The organism is Paenibacillus sp. WLX2291, from assembly GCF_046603665.1.
Taxonomy (GTDB): domain Bacteria; phylum Bacillota; class Bacilli; order Paenibacillales; family Paenibacillaceae; genus Saccharibacillus.
On the sequence record NZ_CP176755.1, the window covers coordinates 3,849,135 to 3,871,608 of the forward strand.

The following is a 22,474-nucleotide window of genomic DNA, read 5'->3' on the forward strand; positions in this document are numbered from 1 at the left end:
AAAAGATCAAAGAAGGAGGTCATGCTCCACTCTTTGATCTCTGGTTTATATGCAATGAAGTTCATCGTTTCGCCAGGACAGGATTTCACCCACTGTGTCTTAGTATATCATAACACGCGCGTATTGACTGCCCTGCATGAAACAGAATCTTTGTATGACAAGTACTCCGTTTACTTCAAAATAGAAACGCAGCATATGCAGTTACAGTGCGTATTTTTGCTGTGCCGTTTCTACTTTGCTAATATAGCGCTGGGTTTCTTTTGGCAATTGATCAAATTTAGCCATCAGTTCCTGATCATTCGTAATACCAAGGCGTTGCAGACGACCTGGACCGGCATTGTAAGCAGCCAGTGCCGTTTTGATGTTATTGTCATAGCGCTTCAGTTGATACGAGATATATTTGGTTCCACCATCAATATTTTGCGCTGGGTCAAACGAATTGCTTACACCTAAGCCTGCTGCGGTTCCGTCCATCAGCTGCATTAACCCTTTGGCACCAGCTGAAGATCCCGCGTTCGGGTTAAAGGAAGATTCTACATCAATAATACCTTTGATCAATGATTCTGGAATGCCGTATTTGCTACTGGCTGTACTGATAATGTCGTTATAGGCGGTATCTTTACTTGCACTGCTACTACTCAATCCTTGCAAAGTAGACAGGCTATTGCTCAAAGCGCTACTTCCATCCGTTCCACCGATACCTGCCGAAGATAACAAACTTCCCAGATTGCTACTAGAATCTACCGCGCCAAGACGAGCTGTTAATGTAGAGCTGTCCGGGTCTACATCCGGCAACTGGTCAAAGTTTTGCCACGGGTCTACTGAGCCTACAGTCGCTGCACTGCTACTTGCACCGTACGTATTGCCCGCTACTGTTGTAGCTGTACCGTCAGATAGCAACTTTGCCATTGTAGTCATACTGGAACCGGAGCTGGAGCCTTTGGCATCGCTTGATGTACCAAGATTCTGATCCAGCATCATTTGAAACAGCTGATCGGTATCGTCGGTATTAACCTCCACCCCATCTGTACTGCCTCCACCGGAAGCATTCAAATATCGCATTTCCAGCAACTGTTTTGCCGTATTTGCATCGATTTGCATGTGCGCTGTATCTCCTGTCTGTTTATCAATATTAGGTTTATGAAGCGAGTGATTGTATATTTTAAAAAGTAAAATAGTTGTTTATGTGTAAGGTGAATATAGAGTCTGGATCGTGTCGTTTCTAGTGGTGTGATGGTATGCTTTTATTTTACTGACTTTTCCGTACTCCTGCTATAAGAAGAACGGGTGATTCTTGCATGTTGAAGCTTCCTAAAAAGCGAGTATTCTCACTAATTTGTAGATAGTAGGTGCTGGATGCAGCATGTATAGAAGATCTAATATAAGATTTAGTAGGAACTACTTCCCGGTTATAGGCAGGGCAGTATTCGTTTTTTGCATGCGAATGATGCTTCACTTACTATATTTTCGTCATTTACATCGTTTTTTTGAATAACAGCAGCATTTATTTTTTACGGACAATGTTCTAAAGGCAATTCTGATGCAAATTGTTAGATACATGGTGTAGCGATTAATAAGAGGTCATTTCGCAGATTCTACTAGTCGTTCTGCCAATCATTATATAGTAAAAAATAGCAACCTATAGTGACTATTTAGTACAGAATGGGTTCTACATGATATATATTCTGATAAAATTATAAGTTAAAATCAGTTGTCATTGCGACATATTTGTGTAAATAAAAATAACTTCATAAGAAATTTATATCTACATACTAGATTTATTTCTAACCAATAAACGATATTGCTGTCCATTCGAAGTCATATTTTCTCCTATCCATCCTTTTACGTGAACATTTATACAGCTATCACTGTGATGTCGCTACGATCTGCTTTCTGTTCTTCCATCTAATATGCTCACACTAAAAAAGGATGCCACTAGGGCATCCTTTATGTTCATTTTCATTGTTATGCAGCGCAGTGCCAATTAAGCGTGGCGTTGATTCATACGGCGCTGGGTCAGGTAGTCACTTTCATAGTAAGCTAGGTCATCGCGCAGTTCTTCGAATGTTCTAGTTACTTCCAGGATGATATCTTTTACCGGTTTGACCGGAGTTTGACGGAAACGGATGGCTTCCTGTCCAGTATAAGCGTAACGTCCATCTTCGGAATAGCACTCATTTTTGGGATAGAAAAAGCTGTTTATGCATTGATGATACGTGTTATACAATGCTTTTTCGGCAGCATCTACGTCAAAATTAGCGCGGCGCAGAACGACTCCAAGTTTTTCATAAGCAACTTCGGAAAATACAAGCAAGTGACGCAGATCTGCTAGAAATCCTTTGTAAAAAGGAGCAGTCTCTTGACCTTGCTCTGATGCCAATGTATTCAAGGCATACTCATTTAGGAAATTCTCAAGTTTCTCAATGGCCGGTTTCAACTTTTCCCTGGTGCTTTCACTCAATTTGTGGACATTTGCAGCTGACATATCTGTAGCTCCCCCTTAATTGGTTCCTTCAAACCGGGTTGTATCATACGGAATATAACCCTGATTTACAATCCATCCTATCATATCCTGCATGCAAAATCATATATTCATTGTTTAACCAGACCTCACATGGATGAAAACCCATCGCATCAACTTATCAGCTGATGAATGGTTTAATATCATATAGATTACTTTGATTTCCCTTAACAATCAAGATGTATGACAGGTTTGATCAAAAACTTTAATCACCCGGCTTCCTTGTGCCAAGAAATCGATATCACCTGATAAACTCCCGCAAAAAAGCGGCGCATCTCCCAATTATATCGGAAAATGCACCGCTCATTGAATAGCGGGTATAAAATTAGCCGGTTCCTCATAACTTGATCCTACCTATTAGCATGATATCAAGTACATGATTATATCGTTTGTGAAACAAACTCATTGAATGATAAGGATAACCGGCTATATCTGTATACATAATATACACATAGCGTAGCGTTAGTGGGGAAAGCTTCTCATAAGCCGGGTTCTGTACCAGTTGTGGTTCAATCGGGAACTACCCTCCCACTTTTGGTGACAATCATCTATCTAGGCCAAACATTGCTGATTGGCTCCAGCGACCAACCTCGATACACCTCGGGCGAAGGCTGCTTCTCCGTGAAGAGAAGCTGTATCTCTTTAGGTCTTGCTCCAGATGGGGTTTACCAGGAACGAAGTCACCAGCGTTCCTCGGGGTCTCTTACACCTCGGTTCCATCCTTGCCTGTGACGAAATATCATTCCGTCCATCGGCGGTCCATTTCTGTGGCACTATCCTTCAGTTTGCACTGACTGGACGTTATCCAGCACCCTGCCCTGCGGAGCCCGGACTTTCCTCCCGTGGTCTCTCAACCACCGGCGATTGTCTGTTAAACTTTCCGTAAACGCAACACTCTAGATTATATAATTTTCTGATGAACGTGACAAGAGGCAAATTCAATTTTCATTTTTATATGCTTAGTCAGCTTGGAAGTTTAATATAAAAATCCGTTCATCTTTGATAGCATGCGTATATGCAATGTGTATATCGAATACTTAAACAAAACGAAATACTTCGGTATCGATTGTTGATGCGTGAACAGGTGTTGTGTATTTATCAGCCTGTAGACGCTCGCTCAGCACTTTGGCTACACCGGGCTTCATAATCTTCTCGGTATTATGCCCCGGATCAATAATCGCGATTCCTGCCAGCAGTGCATCATGGGCTGTATGGTAATCGATATCACCAGTGACGATGACATCTGCGCCTTTGAATAGTGCTGCATTCACATATCGACTACCCGAACCACCTAGTACAGCAGCTTTTTTGATCGTGCGCTGCAAATCTCCGACAACACGTACCGTTTGTACGTCTAATCCATTTTTAACAGTATCAACGAATTGAGCCAGATTGACTGGCTCGTCTAGCTTGCCAACACGCCCCAATCCGAAGACTTTGCCTGGTAATGCTAGTGGATAGAGATCGTATGCGACTTCTTCATACGGATGTGCTTTGATCAAAGCTTGCACAGCCTTATTACGCAGGCTGGATGGAATAATCGTCTCAAAACGTACTTCCGACGCCTGCTCTATACTGCCTTGCTGCCCGTAATATGGGTTCGTGCCCTCTTCCGGCTGAAACGTGCCCGTGCCTTCGGTATGAAAGCTACAATGGCTATAATTGCCGATATGCCCGGCTCCTGCTGCCCAGACTGCATTACGCACATTGTCCAGATGCGACGAAGGAACAAAGCTTACCAGCTTCAAATAGTCGTCGGATGACGTTTGCTCAATCGGTACGGTATTACGCAGTCCAAGCGCTTCTGCCATCCAGTCGTTGACTCCACCTTCGGCGATATCCAGATTCGTATGACTGATATAAACGGCAATGTCGTGTTTAATCAGCTTTTCGTACAAACGTCCCATCGGTGTGCTCGTTTGTAGACTTTTCAGCGGACGGAACATGATCGCATGATGTGCAACGATCAGATTGGCGTTCAGCGCAATCGCTTCATCAATCACTGCTTCGGTTACATCCAGTGCAACGAGAACGCCGGTAATGTCCTTTTGCAAGGTGCCGAGCTGCAAACCAATTCGGTCATCTGGTACAGCGATAGATTTGGGAGCAAATTGCTCCATATATTGAATTACTGTTTGTCCTTTTGCAAGCATGTTACGACCTCCTTCACCAGCTTGATCTGCTGTTGCAATGCTGCTACCTTCAATCGTGCTTCGTCTGTTTCGGACAATCCAACAGATGCTGCTACCTTTTCCAGCTTACCGATTTCCTGCTGCCATTTTTCGATAAAGACCGGTTCTGGTTGATTGAGCAAATATGGTCCGAATTGCAGCAAATGATCCGCAGACAGGAAAATGTCCTCTACCTGAGACACGGTTAACGTACGTTCACGATACAGCTCGTTATTACGCTCTGCTGCATCATCTATGCGATCTGCGGTCAGAATTTCATATGTACGCCCGTCCTCTTCCAAAATCTGCTCAGACGACAGGAACCAATCATGCTCTAGCAACCAGCGACGCACAAATTCTTCACCTACATTGGGCTGCAAAATCAAACGCGAGACACCTGCCAGCTTGGATATGCCTTCTGACAAAATCGTAACGATCAGTGCACCGCCCATACCTGCAATCGTAATGACATCCACTTCACCGGGTTCCAGTACAGCCAGCCCGTTACCGAGACGCGGCTGAATCACCTGACCTAGCCCAGCTTCATTTACTTGACGCTGGGCGGCATCCAGTGGACCCTGATTCACTTCACCGGCAATTGCCTGTGTTACCCAGCCCTGACGCACGGCAAAAACCGGCAAAAGGGCATGGTCGGACCCGATGTCCGCCAGACGGCTTCCCGCCGGAATTTGCTCTGCTATTTTGGTCAATCTTGTTGATAATTTCACGCTGTCACCCACACAATCCATTTTTTTCGTAAAACAAATAACAATATACATGCCAGTGCAATTTTCGTAATGCACAGCACGGTAAATATATCCGGCATATGTCCGCGCAACAGCACTTCATCAATCTCCGGCATAAACCAGATCGCTACGCCAGATGTAAAATAAACTGCTGCCAGCTTGCGACCACGATGATGCACAAGCCAGCAAAACCAGACAAACAACATGCTGAGCGGCAACCATAGCGCTTGCAGCATAATCCATGACGCATCCGGCTTCACCTGTGCAAAGAAGCTACCATACAGCATCACAAATGCCCCGAATCCGATATATAGCAACACCGGACTGGAAATCACATACCCCATTATACACCAGATCGCTCCGCAACCAATAACAAGTAGCGGTGTCCAGAACGCCATATCCAGATGATGCTCTCGTATAATGAGCAGCCCCAAACCGAGCATTAACACACTGCCTAGCGCTAGCAGTACCGATGCAACAGGTCCATTGCTTTTGCGCATTCGGATGCCGACGATGTAGCAGGCTGCCGTAAAGACCGGTACACATAACACCTGCATCAAAAACGGAAACGTCGAGAAATACAGCACCATTAAACAAATAAAACAAAGCATCAGAAAAATAAACATCCATGTGCGCAGATTACCCTGTTTGAGTGAACTCATTGACAGCAGCTTTTTGTCACTGCGTTCCTGATCCACATCATACAGATTGGACAAAAAATCGCAATAATGTTCCGGCAACAGCCGATTTTCCCGCCAGTATTCAATTTCGTCCAAAATAACGCCCCGTCGTTCCTGATTCACACTTGTCCCCCGCTTCCCTGTATCATTCCGGTAGCAGCGCCAAGGTTCGCCACATGTTACACCGGATTGTAAACCATATACTTATATATCGCTGAACGGAGAGAAAAAGTAAAGGCTTTCCAGCAAGTTGCTATCTTGGTGAGATCGTACATAAAAAAGCCTGCTGATATACAGCAGACTTTTCATGTATATACTACCCAGCAACTACCGACAGATCCTTCGATGATTGCTGGGTAGATTATTTGAATAAACGTACCTTCTATTCGAGGAAATCTTTCAGACGTTTGCTGCGGCTTGGATGGCGCAGTTTACGCAGCGCTTTGGCTTCGATCTGACGAATACGCTCACGCGTAACGCCGAACACTTTGCCGACTTCTTCGAGCGTACGTGTACGACCGTCATCCAGTCCAAAACGCAGACGCAGAACGTTTTCTTCGCGCTCAGTCAGCGTATCCAGCACATCTTCCAGTTGCTCTTTGAGCAGCTCGTAAGCGGCAGCATCGGCTGGAGCCAGTGCGTCCTGATCCTCGATAAAATCACCCAGATGGGAATCGTCTTCTTCACCAATTGGCGTTTCCAGCGATACCGGCTCTTGTGCAATCTTCATGATTTCGCGTACTTTCTCGACGCTCAGCTCCATCTCGGCAGCGATCTCCTCAGGAGACGGTTCGCGACCTAGTTCTTGCAGCAGTTGACGGGAAACACGGATCAGTTTGTTGATCGTTTCTACCATATGCACCGGGATACGAATCGTTCTTGCCTGGTCAGCAATCGCACGTGTAATCGCCTGGCGAATCCACCAGGTTGCATACGTACTGAATTTGTATCCTTTTGTATGGTCGAACTTCTCAACCGCTTTGATTAGACCCATATTACCTTCCTGAATCAGATCCAGGAACAGCATACCGCGTCCAACATAACGTTTAGCGATACTGACAACGAGACGCAAGTTCGCTTCCGCCAGACGGCGTTTTGCTTCTTCGTCACCTTGCTCGATACGTTTCGCCAATTCCACTTCGCTGTCAGCCGACAACAGGGGAACACGACCGATTTCTTTGAGGTACATACGCACCGGGTCATTGATTTTGATACCTGGCGGCAGTGCCAGATCATCGTCAAAGCTAAAATCGTTATCGCCATTTTCGCGGTCATTTTCGGAATCGGAAGATACTTCTTCGTCGCCTTCATTGATCACTTCGACGCCATTGTCACCCAGTTGCTCGTAAAACTCGTCGATCTGCTCGGCGTCTTGGTCGAAGACAGCCAATCTTTCCGTAATATCTTTGTAGTTCAAAGAGCCGCGCTTTTTGCCTACCTCCATAAGCTGCTCTTTTACTTGTTCAAGCGTTAATTCGGTTTCCAATTCAGTATGCTGATCGTTCGCCATCTTTCGACTCCCTCCTCCCTGAAAACAACCGTCCGAAACGGCTACTGTCTTTCCAGGGCGATAATCTCACTTGCAATTTGAGCAGCGCGTAAGAAATCACCAGATTTCTCGGCACGCAACATCTCTTCTCTTTTCTGCTGAATCTGCTTTTGCTTTGGAAACTTTTTGATCTCGCGAATATAGTCATCCATCCCACGCAGACTCTCATCTAGCGGCGCATCCATCATCGAGATGGACGTTACCGTCTTCTCCAGCCGATCATCTTGCAGCGAGGCAATAAACCTGCTAATATCGGGCGGCTTTCCCTGCGCATAATACGAATAAATATACGCAGCCAGCGCAGCATGTTCTGGAATGTTAAAGGCATCTCCCAGTTGCTCGCTGACGGTGTGTGCCGCCTCGCCGTCCTGAAGCATAATCGACAGCAGTCGGCGTTCAGCTACATGATAAGCAGGTAACAGTGTTGGTGCAGTCGCCTGTCTGCGTGATCCGCCGCCGCGTGACGGCTGGTTGCCCTGTTGAGCACCATTGCCGTTATAATTGCGACTGTTGTTCTGCTGTCCCTGCGCCTGTCTGCGATTCAGTGTCTGACGCGCTAGATTGCAATCCTGCTTGAGGCTTTCGAGCGACACGCCAACTTCTCCGGAAAGTTCCTTCAGGTACACTTCCCGCTCAGTCGGCGAAGTCAGGTGAGCGATAATCTGAATCGCTTCCTGCGCATACGCCGCCCTGCCGTCCTCTTCAAGCAGGTTATAGTTTTTCTTCACATTCAGTAGTCTGAACTTGGTGGTGGATACCGCTCCGTGAATGATCTGGTCGACAAAGCGCTCGCGGCTGTACTGGCGGATATATTCATCCGGGTCCAATCCGTTTTGCAGCATCGCCACCTTCACATGCAATCCTGCGCCTTCCAGGATCGGGATACTTTTGAGCGCGGCATTCTGACCGGCATTATCGCCATCGTAGCAGACGATAACCTCTTCTGTGAGCGTCCGAATCAGAGCAGCGTGATTTTCGGTCAGCGCCGTGCCCATTGTCGCTACAGTATGTTGTACCCCCGCATCCCATGCGGCAATCACATCGCCAAAGCCTTCCATCAATACGACTTGTCCCTGCTTGCGGATCGCTCCTTTGGCAAGGTTGAGATTGTATAAGGTACGGCTTTTGTTGAACAGCCGACTTTCCGGCGAGTTCAGATACTTGGGCTGCCCCTCTCCGAGTATACGACCGGCAAAAGCAATCACTCTGCCACTGCGGTTCATAATCGGAAACATAATACGTCCGCGGAATCGATCCACATAACCGGAACCGTTTTGCCGCGGCGATAGCAGTCCACCTTTTTCCATCTCTTTTAGATCAAAGGAACGCTTTTCAAAAAACTGTACTAACGTATCCCAGCGATCCGGTGCATAACCGACCTGAAACTGGTCGATCTGCTTGTCGTCAATACCGCGAGCACGTAGATACTCCATCGCAGCCTTGCCGTGTTCAGTATTCTTCAACAGATAGTGAAACAGCTTGGCAGCCCACTCGTGAGCTTGAAGCAAACGTTCCAATTCCTTATTTTGCGGCGTCACCGCAGCTCCTTTGCCATCTTGAAAAGGAACATGTGATTCTTCCGCCATCAATCTGACCGCTTCCGGAAAGGACAGGCCGTCAATTTCCATTCTGAACTTGATGGCATTGCCTCCTGCGCCGCATCCGTAACAGTAAAAAATCTGGCGTTCCGGTGTGACCGTAAACGAAGGCGTTTTTTCCGAATGAAACGGGCAGAGGCCCTTCATGTACTTTCCTTGCTTGGTCAGATGAACATACTTGCCTACCGTATCAACAATGTCATTGTGCTGAAGTACCGCTTCAATGACTTCATCGGGAATACCACCGCTATGTTCGGTGTTCATCGTTACCACCTTCATCTCTTTTCGCACGATAAATAATATTCGCTAGTCAGAACGAAACTCCTGCAAATTTGTCAAAAGTTTTGCCAACTGATACTGAAAATTTTTACGATCTTCGTCAGTCAGTGGTCGTGGACCTTTGCCATATTTGCCCTGACGACGTGCTTTTGCCTGTTCGTGGCGTCTGGCGAGCAAGAAATCGATATTGTCAGCATGAAATTCCATCCCGCGAAAGGATAGAACACGGCAGCGCTTGGCAAGCGCAATCGTCGCTAACCCATAATCCTGTGTAATCACAATATCGCCGGGGCGTACATGATTGACGATGTACAGATCCGCGCTCTGGTCGCTGCGATCCACCTGCACGACTTGAACGCCCTCTTCCGCTTGAATACGATGGTCAAATGACGAAACAATCAGCACTGGAATATGAAACTGGCGTGCCGTTACAGCAATCTCTGCCTTGACGGGGCAGGCATCGCCATCAACGACGATCGTTGATCCGGGTTGCGTGGATTCCGATTGCAAATGTGCTCTCCTTTCCATGCTGCACATGATCCGCACTGGAAATGAAGCTTCCAGCTAACATGCGGCGTCACGGAGCATACGTTCGTTCAGGAAGCGGAAAATACGGAACGACCATGCATAATTGTCGTTCCGTATACGGGTATGAACAGATATGAAAATACTGTTGTATCTTATTTAACCAGCTTGGAGAAATCAGCAAAGCGTTTTACATCGCGGTCAATGACTGACAGCAATGCCAGACGATTGGCGCGAACTGCTTCATCATCCACCATAACCATAATATGGTCAAAGAAGGTGGTGATTGCTGGGCGCAGCGTAGACAATAATGCCAGTGCTTCGCCAGTACGATTTTGATCCAGCAGGTTGTTATATTGAAGGGTGACAGCTTGCCATGCCGCATATAGCTCCGATTCGCCGGATTCGCTAAACAGCGCCGGGTTCACGATATCTACTGTGGATTTGGCTGCCAGATTTGATACGCGTTCAAACGATTCGATGATCAGCTTGAAGTCAGGAACGTCCTGAACTGATTTCATCAGATCGTTACCACGTGCTACAACGGAGCCAATATGGCTAAAGCCTGCCGAGATCACGGCATCAACTACGTCGTAACGAAGCGTTTCGGACAGCAGCTTTTTGACACGCAGTCCAAAGAACTCATATAAATCTATACGTATTATATCGGAAGAACGTTTCAAATTCCTTAAATTTTCATGAATTTTCAGTGTAATATCAAACACTTGTTCCAAAGTGAGCGATAATTGTCGTTCCAGCAAAATCTGTACGATACCAGCAGCTTGACGACGCAGTGCATAAGGGTCCTGCGAACCGGTCGGAATGATGCCGATCGAGAAGCATGCTACGATCGTATCAATCTTCTCAGCGATGCTAATAATGGAGCCTGTGATCGATGCCGGAGCACCTTCACCGGCAAAACGCGGCTGATAATGTTCAAAGATAGCGCGTGCCACTTCTTCACTTTCGCCTGCTTTGCGTGCATAATCTTCACCCATGACACCTTGCAATTCCGGGAATTCGTAGACCATCTGAGTTACGAGGTCGAATTTGCTAATGTCGGCAGCGCGGCTAATGTGAACTGCTTGCTCTGGCGATACATGCAGAGCTGTACCGAGCTGATCAGCAATCTGACGCACACGGCGTACTTTCTCGCCTAATGTACCGATTTCCTCATGGAATACGATATTGTCCAGCTTGGCAACGGCATCTTCAATCTTCAGCTTCTGATCTTCTTCATAGAAGAATTTGGCATCGGATAGACGGGCACGCAGTACCTTTTCATTCCCGCGAGCGATGACATCCAGCGCACGATCATCACCGTTACGAACGGTAACGAAGAATGGCAGCAGTTGACCTTCCTGATTCAGCACCGGGAAGTAACGCTGATGCTCACGCATCGATGTAATCAGAACATCCTGCGGAATGTTCAGGAACGATTCTTCAAATGTTCCGTACAGCACAGTTGGTGTCTCTACTAGAAACAGTACTTCTTCCAGCAAATCGTCTTTGACATCAATATGCCAGTTTTGCTGAGAAGCGAGATGTGCAATCTGCGCGCTGATCATTGCCTGACGCTCTTCCACATCTGCGATTACATGCTGCTGGCGCAGAGCTTCCATGTACAGATTCGGTTCGGCAATTTCGGTATCATGACCGAGGAAACGATGTCCGCGTGTCGTACGACCGGTGCGAACGCCAGTAATTTCGAAGTCGATGACGTCATGTCCCCATAGTGCCACCATCCAGCGAATCGGACGGATAAAGCGGAAATCATATGCGCCCCAGCGCATATTTTTGGGGAATGTCAGGGAGGTAATGATGCTTTGCAGCGCTTCGGCTACAATCTCATCAGTATTAATCCCAACACTGCTTTTGCGTGCATAGATGTATTCAACGCCGCCAACTTCGCGGAATGTAAAGTCTGCCGGGTCAACACCCTGACTACGCGCAAAACCTTGTGCAGCCTTGCTCCAGTTGCCTGCTTCGTCCTGTGCGATTTTGCGGGAAGGACCTTTGACGTCTTCACTGATGTCTTCCTGTTTCTCCGCTACATCCTTCACCCAGATAGCCAGACGACGCGGTGTGGCAAATGCTTTGGCTTCGCCATGTGTCAGACGGGAATCATCTAACCATTTGACGGTTTTATCGAGCAATTGGTTCATCGCTGCGCGCAAAAAGCGAGCAGGTACTTCTTCCAGACCAATTTCAAGTAGTAAGTCTTTAGCCATGATTATACCTCTCCCTTCTTGAGCATCGGGAAGCCCAGCTTCTCGCGGCTTTCCAGATATGTCGAGGCAATCTGACGTGCCAGATTGCGGACGCGAGTAATATAGCCTGTACGTTCGGTGACACTAATCGCACCGCGCGCATCGAGCAGGTTGAATGTATGCGAGCATTTCAGTACATAGTCATACGCTGGGAATACGAGATTTAATTCCATCGCGCGTTTTGCTTCCTGCTCATACGTACTGAACAGATTCAGCAGCATCGCTACATCGGACACTTCAAACGTATAGGTGGAGTGTTCTACTTCCGGTTGATGGAATACATCGCCATAGCTAATGCCTTCTACCCATTCCAGATCAAACACATTTTCTTTTTCCTGAATGTACGAAGCCAGACGCTCCATACCATAAGTGATCTCTACCGAGACCGGGCTCGTTTCAATACCACCGACTTGTTGGAAATACGTGAACTGGGTAATTTCCATCCCATCCAGCCATACTTCCCAACCAAGACCGGCACAACCGAGGGTCGGGTTCTCCCAGTTATCTTCAACAAAACGAATATCATGATCCAATGGCTCAATACCGAGCGCACGCAGACTTTCCAGATAGACTTCCTGAATGTTGTCTGGAGACGGCTTGATGATTACCTGAAACTGGTGATGCTGGTACAGACGGTTCGGGTTCTCGCCATACCGACCATCAGATGGACGACGAGATGGCTCTACATAAGCAACACGCCACGGCTCAGGACCAATCGTACGCAGGAAGGTCATCGGGTTCATCGTACCTGCACCTTTTTCCGTATCATACGGTTGAACGATAATGCAGTTGTGTGCTGCCCAGAAGTTTTGCAGCGTCAAAATCATGTGCTGGAAATTCATCGACATTACTCCTTTTCCGTAATCTTCGTATTGGAATTGCGGGTGCTGACACGGCATATTCATCTGCAACGCACGCAAAAAACTCCCGTTCCTACGCCTGGTCACAGACATAGGGACGAGAGTTTCAGTTCCCGCGGTTCCACCCTATTTGAAGACATATACTGCATGTCATCCACTTTTCCGTATTCAGCTCATATGCTCACGGATGCCATTCAACTGTCGCTCGCCGTCAGGCTTGCACGATCCCTGACTCGCTTGGGACGATGATCGATAGTTTACTATTCCGGTCAACGCATCATGTGTGCTCATAATGCAGCACAATCTAGATCACATCATACCGGAATTGACAGCGTTCGTCAATAACAGGCATGACTGTTTTGCATTTGATTGTTCGGCTCTGCTGCGTGTATTGGGCAATCTCACCTGAATTTCATTAAGCAATGGTCGTATCGTCGATCTGAATGGTCATACAACGCTAAGATGATTGTCTTACGTGTCTCCACGGTTGGTATACGGAATATCAGATCTCGTAGCGCTCCAATTGTTCCAAAAAGCGACGCGATTTTAATTTTAAGCCAAGCTGAATTTCCATAAATGCGTTCATGATCTTTTTGAGTTCCGCTCTCGTCTCTTCCTTTACATCGATATTACCAAGGCGGCGGATATCGAGGCGGGAAAAGAGACGCAGCAAGCGCAATGTGCCTGGCGAAATGGACATGGCTGCCGGGTCCTGACGACGTTCGCGCTTGGACAGGATACCACCCAGTCCGGGGCTGACCCAGAACTCACCTTCGGTTTCACCGGAAAACATACAAGCATCAACCTGCGGGGCATAGCCTGCTGCCTGTAATACTTTCATCTCGAACAAGGATGTTAGTACAACCGGATCGCGACCTTCTCCGAGAAAGGACAAATACGCCTTCAACTGATCAAACCAGAAATGCCCGGTCTCGTTATCCAGCAGCGCCTTGTCGACCAGCTCACATCCATATGCACCATAAGCTGCCAGCGTAATATCCTCACGCAAATTGTGATTGGATTGGATCACTTCGCCCTGATTCAGCGTACCCATGCCAGTTCCACTGCGTAGAAATGAAAATTCACCATGTGTAAATGGCTGTACGAGCGCTGCATAACGACTTTTGGCTTTACGCGCGCCACGGACGAATACGGCGACTTTGCCATGCGTTTCGGTACACAGGGTCATGATTTTGTTGCCTTCACCGTAATCCATACTGCGGATGACGATTCCTTCCAGTCTGTATAACACGCTTCATCCTCCGATCTCCATCATACGCGTCGTTAAGCAAACATACCCTGTCACGTATAAAAGAAACAGAGCATATATACAAATGCTCTGTTCTCTTGATCAGGCGTCTTTGTGGAAACCGAGGTCTTTGAGAACCCGATCCTGGTTACGCCAGTCTTTCTTCACTTTGACCCACAGTTCCAAAAAGGTTTTGGAACCAAGCAGGTTTTGAATATCCATTCGTGCGCGTTTGCCAACTTCCTTCAGCAAGGCGCCTTGTTTACCGATGATGATGCCCTTCTGGGAATCACGCTCAACGAAAATGACTGCCGAGATGTTAACAAGACCATTTTCCTGCGTATACATGTCTTCAATTGTTACCGCGATGGAATGGGGAATCTCTTCGCGCGTCATTTGCAGTATTTTCTCACGGATCAATTCTGCGCAAACAAATTGCTCCGGGTGATCGGTTACTTGATCGTCCGGGTAGTATTGCGGACCGGAAGGCAGATATTTGCCCAGTTGCTCCAGCAAGGTGCTGACGTTGTTCCCATTCTTGGCAGAGATCGGAACAATTTCTGCAAATTCGTGCAAGGAGCGGTATTTATCAATGATCGGCAGCAATTCTTCTGGGGATACCTGATCAATTTTGTTGATGACGAGGAATACCGGCGTTTTGACTTTTTTGAGATGCTCGATAATGAAGCGGTCGCCGCCGCCCAGCCCTTCGGCTGCATCTACAAGGAACAGCGCTGCTTCGACTTCGTTGAGTGTATTAAGAGCGGTTTGATTCATATAATCGCCCAACTTGGATTGACGTTTGTGTACGCCCGGTGTATCGAGGAAGACGATTTGCATTTCTTCAGTTGTGTATACACCGTGAATTTTGTTACGGGTAGTTTGTGGTTTGTCGGACATGATCGCAATCTTTTGCCCGATTACTTGGTTCATCAGCGTTGATTTGCCTACGTTGGGACGACCGACAATCGCTACAAAACCGGATTTAAACGATGGTTTGGACATATGGTTCTCCGTTCATCGACGGTCAAAGCCGCCGTTAGTTGGGTATAGCTTTACATGTTTATTTATTCAAGTTCCATGGACCAAATGCATGTGGCAACAGCTCAGAGATGGTAGTCATCCGTGTATCGCCCTTCATATTGGAGAGCAGCACCGGCATATCTGGCTTGCACAGCTCGACCATGACTTGACGGCAAACGCCGCATGGCGCAATCGGTTCATCGGTATCGCCAACAACAGCCAGCATCTGAAATGTACCCGGCGTTTGTCCATGCGCGATCGCGCTAAACAATGCGGTACGTTCGGCACAGTTACTTGGCGTATAGCCAGCATTTTCAATATTACAACCATGATGTACATTGCCGGCAGCATCCAGCAACGCAGCACCAACTGAGAAATGCGAATACGGTACATAAGCTTTGGCACGAGCAATGATTGCCTCTTGCAGCAGTTGAGATGTTTCCATAAGATACATGTTCCTCCCGTACAGCTACGTTTGATCTGTACTGATTATTTCGACGGACATAGCGGTACACAGCGTTTCCTTCTATTTTACATCATTTATGCACGTTCGCCCATAGCAAACATAGTTTCCACAGCAAAATAAACCCCTTACCAGTCCATCTTGGCAAGGGGCTCATGATAAAATGCATATTCTCGAACATCGCAGCTATCTGATTATCGGGAAATTCCCGAAGATCCCGATGTCGCGCTGGACGACAAAGCTTGAAACCAGATCCAGAACGGGTCCCAGAACACGATCAAACCGATCACTGCCGCAGCCAGCGACGAGATCAATACCGCACCAGCGGCAGCATCCTTGGCTTTTTTGGCAAGCGGATGTATATCGGGAGAGAACAGATTTACGGTAGCTTCGACAGCGGTATTCAGCAATTCCGTACCAAGCACCAGCGAAATCGCCAGAATTAACAGAATCCAGTCCACTTGACTCACATCAAAAAACCATCCGGCAGCAACAATCACAAGCGTTGCCAGCACATGAATGCGGAAATTACGCTCCGTACGGAATGTAGCAACAACGCCTTCATAAGCTGTATAAAATACGTCTCTCCACGATCTCTTCATCAGCGCGTCAATCCAATCTGCCGCAGCACCTGCTCCTGCTTGCCCATCATTTCTGCTTCGCTCTCCTCATCCTGATGATCGTAGCCAAGCAGATGCAAAAATCCATGCACAAACAGGAAACCAAGCTCACGTTCAACAGAATGACCATAGTCCTCACTCTGAGCAATCGCCTTCGGTACAGAAATGATAATATCACCAAGCATCACGCCTGGTAATTGTTCCGCATCCTGTCCTTCACTGTTGCCATAGTGAATCTCCGGCTCATCATCCAGTGATTCGTTCATCGCAAATGACAGTACATCAGTTGGACGATCAATGTTGCGGTATTCGCGATTCAGCTCATGGATCGCTTCATCGTCTACAAAGGTGAGCACCACTTCGCCCTCGGTTACACCTTCTTGCTGTCCTGCTGCTTGCAAAATCTGCTCCAGCACGCCAATCAGCTCCGCTGTGATTGCATATTCCGTTTGCTCATTTTCCCATGCGAGCTGTAAACTCATGCTTTGTTCTCCTTTGACTCCGGCTTTTTGATATCTTCCGGATATTCGATCCGTGAATGGAAAATCCCCATAACTGCTTCTTTCAGCGTTTGAGCGACGACATCCAGCTCTTTCATCGTCAGATCACAGTCGTTAAACTGATGATCATCCAAGCGACCTTTGATGATTTTCTCGATCATCGTCTCGACCTGCTCGACTGTTGGCTGCTTGAGCGAACGCACTGCCGCTTCCACGCTATCAGCGATACCGACAACTGCCGCTTCCTTCGTCTGCGCTTTTGGACCCGGATAACGGAAATCCTCTTCGGTAAAGTCTGGCTCTACGCCTTGCTCCTCTGCCTGCTTCAGCGCCTTATGGTAAAAGAAATGTAGGAACGTACTGCCGTGATGCTGCTCCGCAATATCGCGAATCGGCTTGGGCAGCTTGTATTCCTTTTGCATTTCCACGCCATCTCGCGCATGGGCAATAATGATCGATTTGCTCAGCTTTGGATCAATGCTGTCATGCGGATTTTCCATATGATTTTGATTTTCGATAAAATAGCTCGGACGTTTCGTTTTCCCGATATCATGATAATACGAACCGACCCGGCATAGCAATCCATTGGCACCAATCGCCTCAGCAGCAGCTTCTGATAGATTGCCGACCATAACGCTATGATGATACGTACCCGGCGTCTCGATCAGCAGCTTGCGCAGTAATGGATGATTCGGATTGGACAACTCGATCAGCTTGAGCGCTGACAAAATGCCAAATGTCGTTTCGAAAAACGGCATTAGACCAAGCACGAGTACTGTACTAAGAAGACCACCAATAAAGGCAAATCCAAGCGTATACAGCACCGTCATACGCGTCCACTCGCTATCATTCAGCAATACGAGTGTGAGCACCGAAAACGCACCGAATAGACACGCCATAATGCCAGCCTTTAAAATGGTCGATCGTTGACTTGCTCGATGAATAGAGTGAATTACTGCCAGTGACACAACGAGCGTAAACAAGCCAAATTGATAATCAAACATCTCACCCTGACGCATATTCAAAATAACACTAACGATCACACTCAGTATAACAGAGCAAATGTATGCTAGATGCAAGTCCAGCAACAGAGTAATCAGCATCGCACCTAGTGCTGCCGGTACGAGATAGCCGAAGTATGGCGAATTGCCTGTTTGCAAAATACGTACCAGATGGAACGTAACGATACAAATGGCAAAAATCAAGATTAGCATCAACAGCTGCGAATTGTTATAGTAGGTGCCACGCTGCGCTGACTGACGGAAAAACACATAGATACCTAGCGTTAATAAAAAGGCAAACATCAACAAACCGAGCTGCGGCCAGTAGTTGACCTCATTTTTAAGTAAGTTGTTCTCATCCAACAAGGTGTACATTTCCTGGGTAATAATCTGACCCGCAGGAACGATCACTTCCCCTTGTTGCACGTAAACGATCGGCGTATTCTCACGTGCTTCCACTTTGGCTGCTTTGGTTGCTTCTTCGTCATAGAACTTGTTTGCTGTCAGTACACCACGAATCAATTCTTGCATAACCTCACGAGCAGTACGGCTCTCCAGTGAGCTAGTATTCACCAACTCTGCTACGCGTGCACGCGCAGATTGAGCATCCGTGATCTGATCGCTCATCAGCCGTGTAACAATCGTTGCTGCTACCTGGCTCATCTGCTGCACATCATCAGTTGATAGACGCGGTATCTTTAGAAACGTTTCTTCCGGAATGCTGTATGTCTGATTGGAAATCGTACTTTGCATCTCATCCAGCAGCTGGGAAGAATAATTACTAGCATCGCGATGATTGCGAATAAAGTTAGCTACAGAGTTACGAATACGCCCGGGAATCTCCTGGCTGTAAATCTGCGCCTTATCCGCACTCGAAATCTGATCATCCTGATTCAGGGATTCGATCCGCTCCAGCATCTGAGCAATTACATTTTCCCGATGCATGGATACGATCGTATAGACCGACTCCACCCGCTCAGCTGCCGTTTCCTGCGCCTGCAATGTTGCCTTATTGTTCGGAATCTGCATCGGTGCAACGATATCCTTTTCGGTAACTGCACCGACACGCAGATCAAAGCGCTGTGGCAGCAAATTCGGCGCCAGACTGACATAAAATAGTACCAACAGGAGCGCAAACAAAATATAGCGCGATAGGCGGTCGGTTTTCCAGCCAGCGAGTCTGGAATAGAATGTTTTGTTACTTGGGGACGGTTCCTTGGAAGTCATACATACAGTCCTCTCACTTCTGAATATTCAAAATGTGCGGATGCTGCGTATCCACTGACCATCTGCTATTCCAGATTCTCCGATGCTTTATCATAAGCAACGATAATTTTTTGTACCAGTGAATGCCGCACCACGTCCTGCTCGGCGAATGTTACAAAACCGATCTCTCCGATGCCGTCCAATATGAGACGCGCCTCTACCAGACCGGATTTTTTGCCGCGTGGCAGGTCGATCTGAGTCACGTCTCCGGTAATGACCATCTTGGAGCCGAAGCCAAGCCGGGTTAGGAACATCTTCATCTGTTCTGCTGTCGTATTTTGCGCTTCATCAAGAATGATGAAGGAATCATCCAGTGTGCGTCCGCGCATGTAAGCAAGCGGCGCAATCTCGATCAGACCACGTTCTAGTGCTTTTGCGGTCTGCTCCTGACCCATAACGTCATACAGAGCATCATACAGTGGACGCAGATAAGGATCTACCTTTTCCTGCAAATCGCCCGGCAAAAAGCCTAAACTTTCGCCCGCTTCCACCGCTGGTCTTGTCAGCACGATGCGCTTGACCTTGCCTTCCTTCAATGCAGCAACAGCAAGCACGACTGCGAGATACGTTTTACCTGTACCCGCTGGACCGATGCCGAACACGATATCACGTTTTTGAATCGTGCTGACATAGTGCTTTTGCCCGATCGTTTTGACTCGAATCGGTTTGCCGCGGAAGGTCTGGGTGATTTCTCCTTTATATAAGTCGAGCAATTGATCCGCTCGCATGTCTTTGGCAAGCTCAATGGCATATAAAATATCCCGTTCGGTCAACACGTAGCCTTTGCGAACAAGTTCAAGCAGTACTTCAAACAACTGCTGTACCTGATCCACGACTGGAACGGAACCCTGGATAACAATCTCGGCTTCACGGCTGCCGATTCTCGCTTCTGTCTCGCGTTCGATAATCTTCAGAAACTGGTCCTGAGGACCGAACAAGGACAGTCCTTCTTCTGCATTTTGCAGGGGAATTCTGATGCTTTGCGTTTGCTCTGACAAATAGCCTCAATCTCCTCAATAATAAATTATAGTGTCCATACCTTCTCATAAACTTTACCATTGTATCGAGAGTCATGCAAAATTTTTTGGAGGGGTACGATGCTATTATTCACCCTCATTGGTTCTTTTGAAGCAGCCCTGCCGACTCTAACGCAGTGTTGATGGAAAAATAAGCCGATCCCTCGCGGAATCGGCTTATTACTGCATCGTCGTAGTATCTGTCTTCTGTTCAATATTAACATTCTATGAAACAGAGAAGATAATACATGAACGACGTCCCATCATTTAAGATGGCTTGCGCTGGCTATTGATTCGTCCCCAGCCCTGCGCTTGACGCGAGCGCGGTGCACTCAAGATCTCCGCCCACAACACGCCCTGTGTTGCCTGATCAGCATCCAGCTTCAAACCTTCTGCTGATGTATTGCGTGTACCCTTACTCTGCGATGCTGATGATGTTCGTTGTGTACTGCGCGGTTGGTCAGTCATATCTCTTGTTCGTTCGCCCAATACATTATTCAGTTGATCCAGACGTTGCTGCATTTCTTTGCGATAATCATCCGCATTACGTCCAATATTCTGGCGATCGTCGTATTCTGAGCGTGAACCTTCACGGCTGTTGCCCGAAGTACCTGCGGACAATTCACCTTCATCATTACGCGAATAGGTAGGGCTTTCCGTCGATGTGCCTTCATCCAGACTGCCGCGCGGCTGCTCCATATCGTAGCGACGCTGCGCTTCCTGATAACGGCGCTGCACCTCCTCTTCGCTCTCCTGCTGGGGAGCATTCCACGGATGTGGTTGGGTTGGGCGATTGTTGCCATCCTGTCGATTCATCGGTCCGCCACCAAAAGTTGGCATCCCCGGATTACTGCGACGGTTTTTACTTTTACCAGAACGACTACTAATCGCTGTAAAAATGGCAAAGGCAATAATGACCACAATATACAGATTGCTTAACACAAAATCGATCATATGCTACACATCCTTATTTCAATGGCTGTTGATCGTTACCGCCCTGATTCGGATCATTGGCTTTGCCAAGCGAGCCTCTCATCTGTGTATCTGCTTCGATATTTTTCAAGTTCATATAATCCATCACACCCATCTGTCCGTTACGGAGCGCTTCTGCCATTGCGAGCGGTACATCGGATTCGGACTCGACCACGCGCGCTCTCATTTCTACGACGCGTGCCTTCATCTCTTGTTCCTGTGCAACCGCCATCGCACGGCGTTCCTCGGCTTTTGCCTGAGCGATGCGTTTGTCAGCTTCCGCCTGCTCGGTTTGCAGCATCGCGCCGATGTTTTTACCTACATCAACGTCCGCGATATCGATGGACAGAATTTCAAAAGCTGTACCAGAGTCCAGACCTTTCTGCAAAACGGTACGGGAGATCAGGTCGGGATTTTCCAGTACTTGTTTATGGGAATCACTGGAACCGACGGTTGTAACGATACCTTCACCGACACGGGCAATGATCGTTTCTTCGCCGGCACCACCGACGAGACGATCGATGTTGGCACGCACAGTAACACGCGCTTTAACACGTACTTCGATACCGTCCTTGGCAACAGCAGCGACGACAGGTGTTTCGATCACTTTCGGGTTAACGCTCATTTGTACGGCTTGCAGTACGTCACGACCGGCAAGGTCAATCGCAGCTGCACGTTCAAATTCCAGCGGAATATTCGCACGCTGCGCAGCGATCAGGGCGTTAACAACACGGTCAACATTACCACCTGCCAGATAGTGACTTTCCAGTTGATTCAAATTCAGACCTAGACCAGCTTTGTGCGCTTTGATCTGCGGGTTGACGATACGGGATGGCACAACACGACGCAGACGCATCGCTACAAGGGTAATGATGCCGACACGTACGCCGGATGCGACTGCGGAAATCCACAGCGCTAATGGGAAAAAGCTGAAAAACACGCTAAGCACAATAATGGCAACTACAATAATAAAAATAGCGCTTACGATAGGTGAAGTCATTTCATTCATCACGCTCCGATTTCATTGGATTGGGTCAAACGGCCGGCGTTGTGGCTGTAATTGACCGTCATAGTTATGTAAGAACAGCGGTCAGCGCAGGCAGTCATGCAGTGAAACTGCCTGTGCCTTGCGGGTCCGCCCTTCCCGGTACGGTACAACTGAAAA

At 47.5% G+C, this 22,474-nt stretch carries 19 protein-coding genes and 1 other RNA gene; all 20 read right to left on the minus strand.

From position 1 onward, the window contains the following. Nucleotides 1-201: 201 nt before the first annotated feature. Nucleotides 202-1,101 (minus strand): lytic transglycosylase domain-containing protein, encoded by a 900-nt coding sequence (locus ACDE64_RS16460; RefSeq protein WP_411347537.1) that lies wholly within the window; start codon nucleotides 1,099-1,101, stop codon nucleotides 202-204. Nucleotides 1,102-1,984: 883 nt separating this feature from the next. Then, nucleotides 1,985-2,485 carry a YpuI family protein gene (locus ACDE64_RS16465; RefSeq protein ID WP_411343196.1) on the minus strand — a complete coding sequence of 167 codons (501 nt, stop codon included), beginning with the start codon at nucleotides 2,483-2,485 and terminating at the stop codon, nucleotides 1,985-1,987. Between the two features lie 503 nt (nucleotides 2,486-2,988). Next, nucleotides 2,989-3,401, minus strand: an RNA gene (gene rnpB, locus ACDE64_RS16470) — RNase P RNA component class A. A gap of 157 nt (nucleotides 3,402-3,558) precedes the next feature. Then, nucleotides 3,559-4,674 carry a Nif3-like dinuclear metal center hexameric protein gene (locus ACDE64_RS16475; RefSeq protein ID WP_411347538.1) on the minus strand — a complete coding sequence of 372 codons (1,116 nt, stop codon included), beginning with the start codon at nucleotides 4,672-4,674 and terminating at the stop codon, nucleotides 3,559-3,561. Next, nucleotides 4,650-5,420 (minus strand): tRNA (adenine(22)-N(1))-methyltransferase, encoded by a 771-nt coding sequence (locus ACDE64_RS16480; protein ID WP_411347539.1) that lies wholly within the window; start codon nucleotides 5,418-5,420, stop codon nucleotides 4,650-4,652. Before ACDE64_RS16480 ends, ACDE64_RS16475 begins: the two co-directional genes overlap by 25 nt. Further along, entirely contained in the window at nucleotides 5,417-6,241 is an 825-nt protein-coding gene (locus ACDE64_RS16485; protein ID WP_411343199.1) for a hypothetical protein, read from the minus strand. Before ACDE64_RS16485 ends, ACDE64_RS16480 begins: the two co-directional genes overlap by 4 nt. Nucleotides 6,242-6,500: 259 nt before the next feature. Beyond that, a complete protein-coding gene (rpoD, locus tag ACDE64_RS16490) occupies nucleotides 6,501-7,628 on the minus strand; it encodes an RNA polymerase sigma factor RpoD (RefSeq protein WP_367060155.1) in 1,128 nt (375 codons plus the stop codon). Between the two features lie 41 nt (nucleotides 7,629-7,669). Then, on the minus strand, nucleotides 7,670-9,529 hold the full coding sequence (gene dnaG, locus ACDE64_RS16495) for a DNA primase (RefSeq protein WP_411347540.1): 1,860 nt from the start codon (nucleotides 9,527-9,529) through the stop codon (nucleotides 7,670-7,672). Nucleotides 9,530-9,571: 42 nt separating this feature from the next. Then, entirely contained in the window at nucleotides 9,572-10,054 is a 483-nt protein-coding gene (locus ACDE64_RS16500) for a YaiI/YqxD family protein (RefSeq protein ID WP_411343201.1), read from the minus strand. A gap of 170 nt (nucleotides 10,055-10,224) precedes the next feature. Then, entirely contained in the window at nucleotides 10,225-12,300 is a 2,076-nt protein-coding gene (gene glyS / locus ACDE64_RS16505; protein ID WP_411347541.1) for a glycine--tRNA ligase subunit beta, read from the minus strand. A 2-nt stretch (nucleotides 12,301-12,302) separates the two neighbouring features. Next, the gene (gene glyQ / locus ACDE64_RS16510) at nucleotides 12,303-13,181 is read right to left on the minus strand and encodes a glycine--tRNA ligase subunit alpha (protein ID WP_411343203.1); all 879 of its coding nucleotides are present in this window, start codon (nucleotides 13,179-13,181) and stop codon (nucleotides 12,303-12,305) included. Between the two features lie 520 nt (nucleotides 13,182-13,701). Next, entirely contained in the window at nucleotides 13,702-14,451 is a 750-nt protein-coding gene (gene recO, locus ACDE64_RS16515; RefSeq protein WP_411347542.1) for a DNA repair protein RecO, read from the minus strand. Between the two features lie 99 nt (nucleotides 14,452-14,550). Next, a complete protein-coding gene (era, locus tag ACDE64_RS16520) occupies nucleotides 14,551-15,453 on the minus strand; it encodes a GTPase Era (RefSeq protein ID WP_411343205.1) in 903 nt (300 codons plus the stop codon). Nucleotides 15,454-15,511: 58 nt separating this feature from the next. After that, nucleotides 15,512-15,916 (minus strand): cytidine deaminase, encoded by a 405-nt coding sequence (gene cdd, locus ACDE64_RS16525; protein WP_411343206.1) that lies wholly within the window; start codon nucleotides 15,914-15,916, stop codon nucleotides 15,512-15,514. 212 nt (nucleotides 15,917-16,128) lie between these two features. Beyond that, nucleotides 16,129-16,536: a diacylglycerol kinase family protein gene (locus ACDE64_RS16530; RefSeq protein WP_411343207.1), complete on the minus strand. Its 408-nt coding sequence runs from the start codon at nucleotides 16,534-16,536 to the stop codon at nucleotides 16,129-16,131. Beyond that, nucleotides 16,536-17,036 carry an rRNA maturation RNase YbeY gene (gene ybeY / locus ACDE64_RS16535; protein WP_411347543.1) on the minus strand — a complete coding sequence of 167 codons (501 nt, stop codon included), beginning with the start codon at nucleotides 17,034-17,036 and terminating at the stop codon, nucleotides 16,536-16,538. The genes ACDE64_RS16530 and ybeY overlap by 1 nt, the downstream gene beginning before the upstream one ends. Continuing rightward, nucleotides 17,033-19,282 carry an HD family phosphohydrolase gene (locus tag ACDE64_RS16540; protein ID WP_411347544.1) on the minus strand — a complete coding sequence of 750 codons (2,250 nt, stop codon included), beginning with the start codon at nucleotides 19,280-19,282 and terminating at the stop codon, nucleotides 17,033-17,035. Before ACDE64_RS16540 ends, ybeY begins: the two co-directional genes overlap by 4 nt. Nucleotides 19,283-19,347: 65 nt before the next feature. After that, on the minus strand, nucleotides 19,348-20,319 hold the full coding sequence (locus ACDE64_RS16545; RefSeq protein ID WP_411343210.1) for a PhoH family protein: 972 nt from the start codon (nucleotides 20,317-20,319) through the stop codon (nucleotides 19,348-19,350). A 285-nt stretch (nucleotides 20,320-20,604) separates the two neighbouring features. Next, nucleotides 20,605-21,291 carry a hypothetical protein gene (locus ACDE64_RS16550; protein ID WP_411347545.1) on the minus strand — a complete coding sequence of 229 codons (687 nt, stop codon included), beginning with the start codon at nucleotides 21,289-21,291 and terminating at the stop codon, nucleotides 20,605-20,607. Nucleotides 21,292-21,304: 13 nt separating this feature from the next. Beyond that, nucleotides 21,305-22,309 (minus strand): flotillin-like protein FloA, encoded by a 1,005-nt coding sequence (gene floA / locus ACDE64_RS16555; RefSeq protein WP_411343212.1) that lies wholly within the window; start codon nucleotides 22,307-22,309, stop codon nucleotides 21,305-21,307. Nucleotides 22,310-22,474: the final 165 nt, after the last annotated feature.

What these genes read in the sequence shown, in the direction of transcription:
- ACDE64_RS16475 (WP_411347538.1), bottom strand. Translation starts at nt 4,674, where the DNA reads ATGCTTGCAAAAGGACAAACAGTAATTCAATATATGGAGCAATTTGCT.
- ACDE64_RS16550 (WP_411347545.1), bottom strand. Translation starts at nt 21,291, where the DNA reads ATGATCGATTTTGTGTTAAGCAATCTGTATATTGTGGTCATTATTGCC.
- glyS (WP_411347541.1), bottom strand. Translation starts at nt 12,300, where the DNA reads ATGGCTAAAGACTTACTACTTGAAATTGGTCTGGAAGAAGTACCTGCT.
- era (WP_411343205.1), bottom strand. Translation starts at nt 15,453, where the DNA reads ATGTCCAAACCATCGTTTAAATCCGGTTTTGTAGCGATTGTCGGTCGT.
- rpoD (WP_367060155.1), bottom strand. Translation starts at nt 7,628, where the DNA reads ATGGCGAACGATCAGCATACTGAATTGGAAACCGAATTAACGCTTGAA.
- ACDE64_RS16530 (WP_411343207.1), bottom strand. Translation starts at nt 16,536, where the DNA reads ATGAAGAGATCGTGGAGAGACGTATTTTATACAGCTTATGAAGGCGTT.
- floA (WP_411343212.1), bottom strand. Translation starts at nt 22,309, where the DNA reads ATGACTTCACCTATCGTAAGCGCTATTTTTATTATTGTAGTTGCCATT.
- ACDE64_RS16540 (WP_411347544.1), bottom strand. Translation starts at nt 19,282, where the DNA reads ATGACTTCCAAGGAACCGTCCCCAAGTAACAAAACATTCTATTCCAGA.
- ACDE64_RS16460 (WP_411347537.1), bottom strand. Translation starts at nt 1,101, where the DNA reads ATGCAAATCGATGCAAATACGGCAAAACAGTTGCTGGAAATGCGATAT.
- glyQ (WP_411343203.1), bottom strand. Translation starts at nt 13,181, where the DNA reads ATGAATTTCCAGCACATGATTTTGACGCTGCAAAACTTCTGGGCAGCA.
- cdd (WP_411343206.1), bottom strand. Translation starts at nt 15,916, where the DNA reads ATGGAAACATCTCAACTGCTGCAAGAGGCAATCATTGCTCGTGCCAAA.
- dnaG (WP_411347540.1), bottom strand. Translation starts at nt 9,529, where the DNA reads ATGAACACCGAACATAGCGGTGGTATTCCCGATGAAGTCATTGAAGCG.
- ACDE64_RS16465 (WP_411343196.1), bottom strand. Translation starts at nt 2,485, where the DNA reads ATGTCAGCTGCAAATGTCCACAAATTGAGTGAAAGCACCAGGGAAAAG.
- ybeY (WP_411347543.1), bottom strand. Translation starts at nt 17,036, where the DNA reads ATGAGTTTACAGCTCGCATGGGAAAATGAGCAAACGGAATATGCAATC.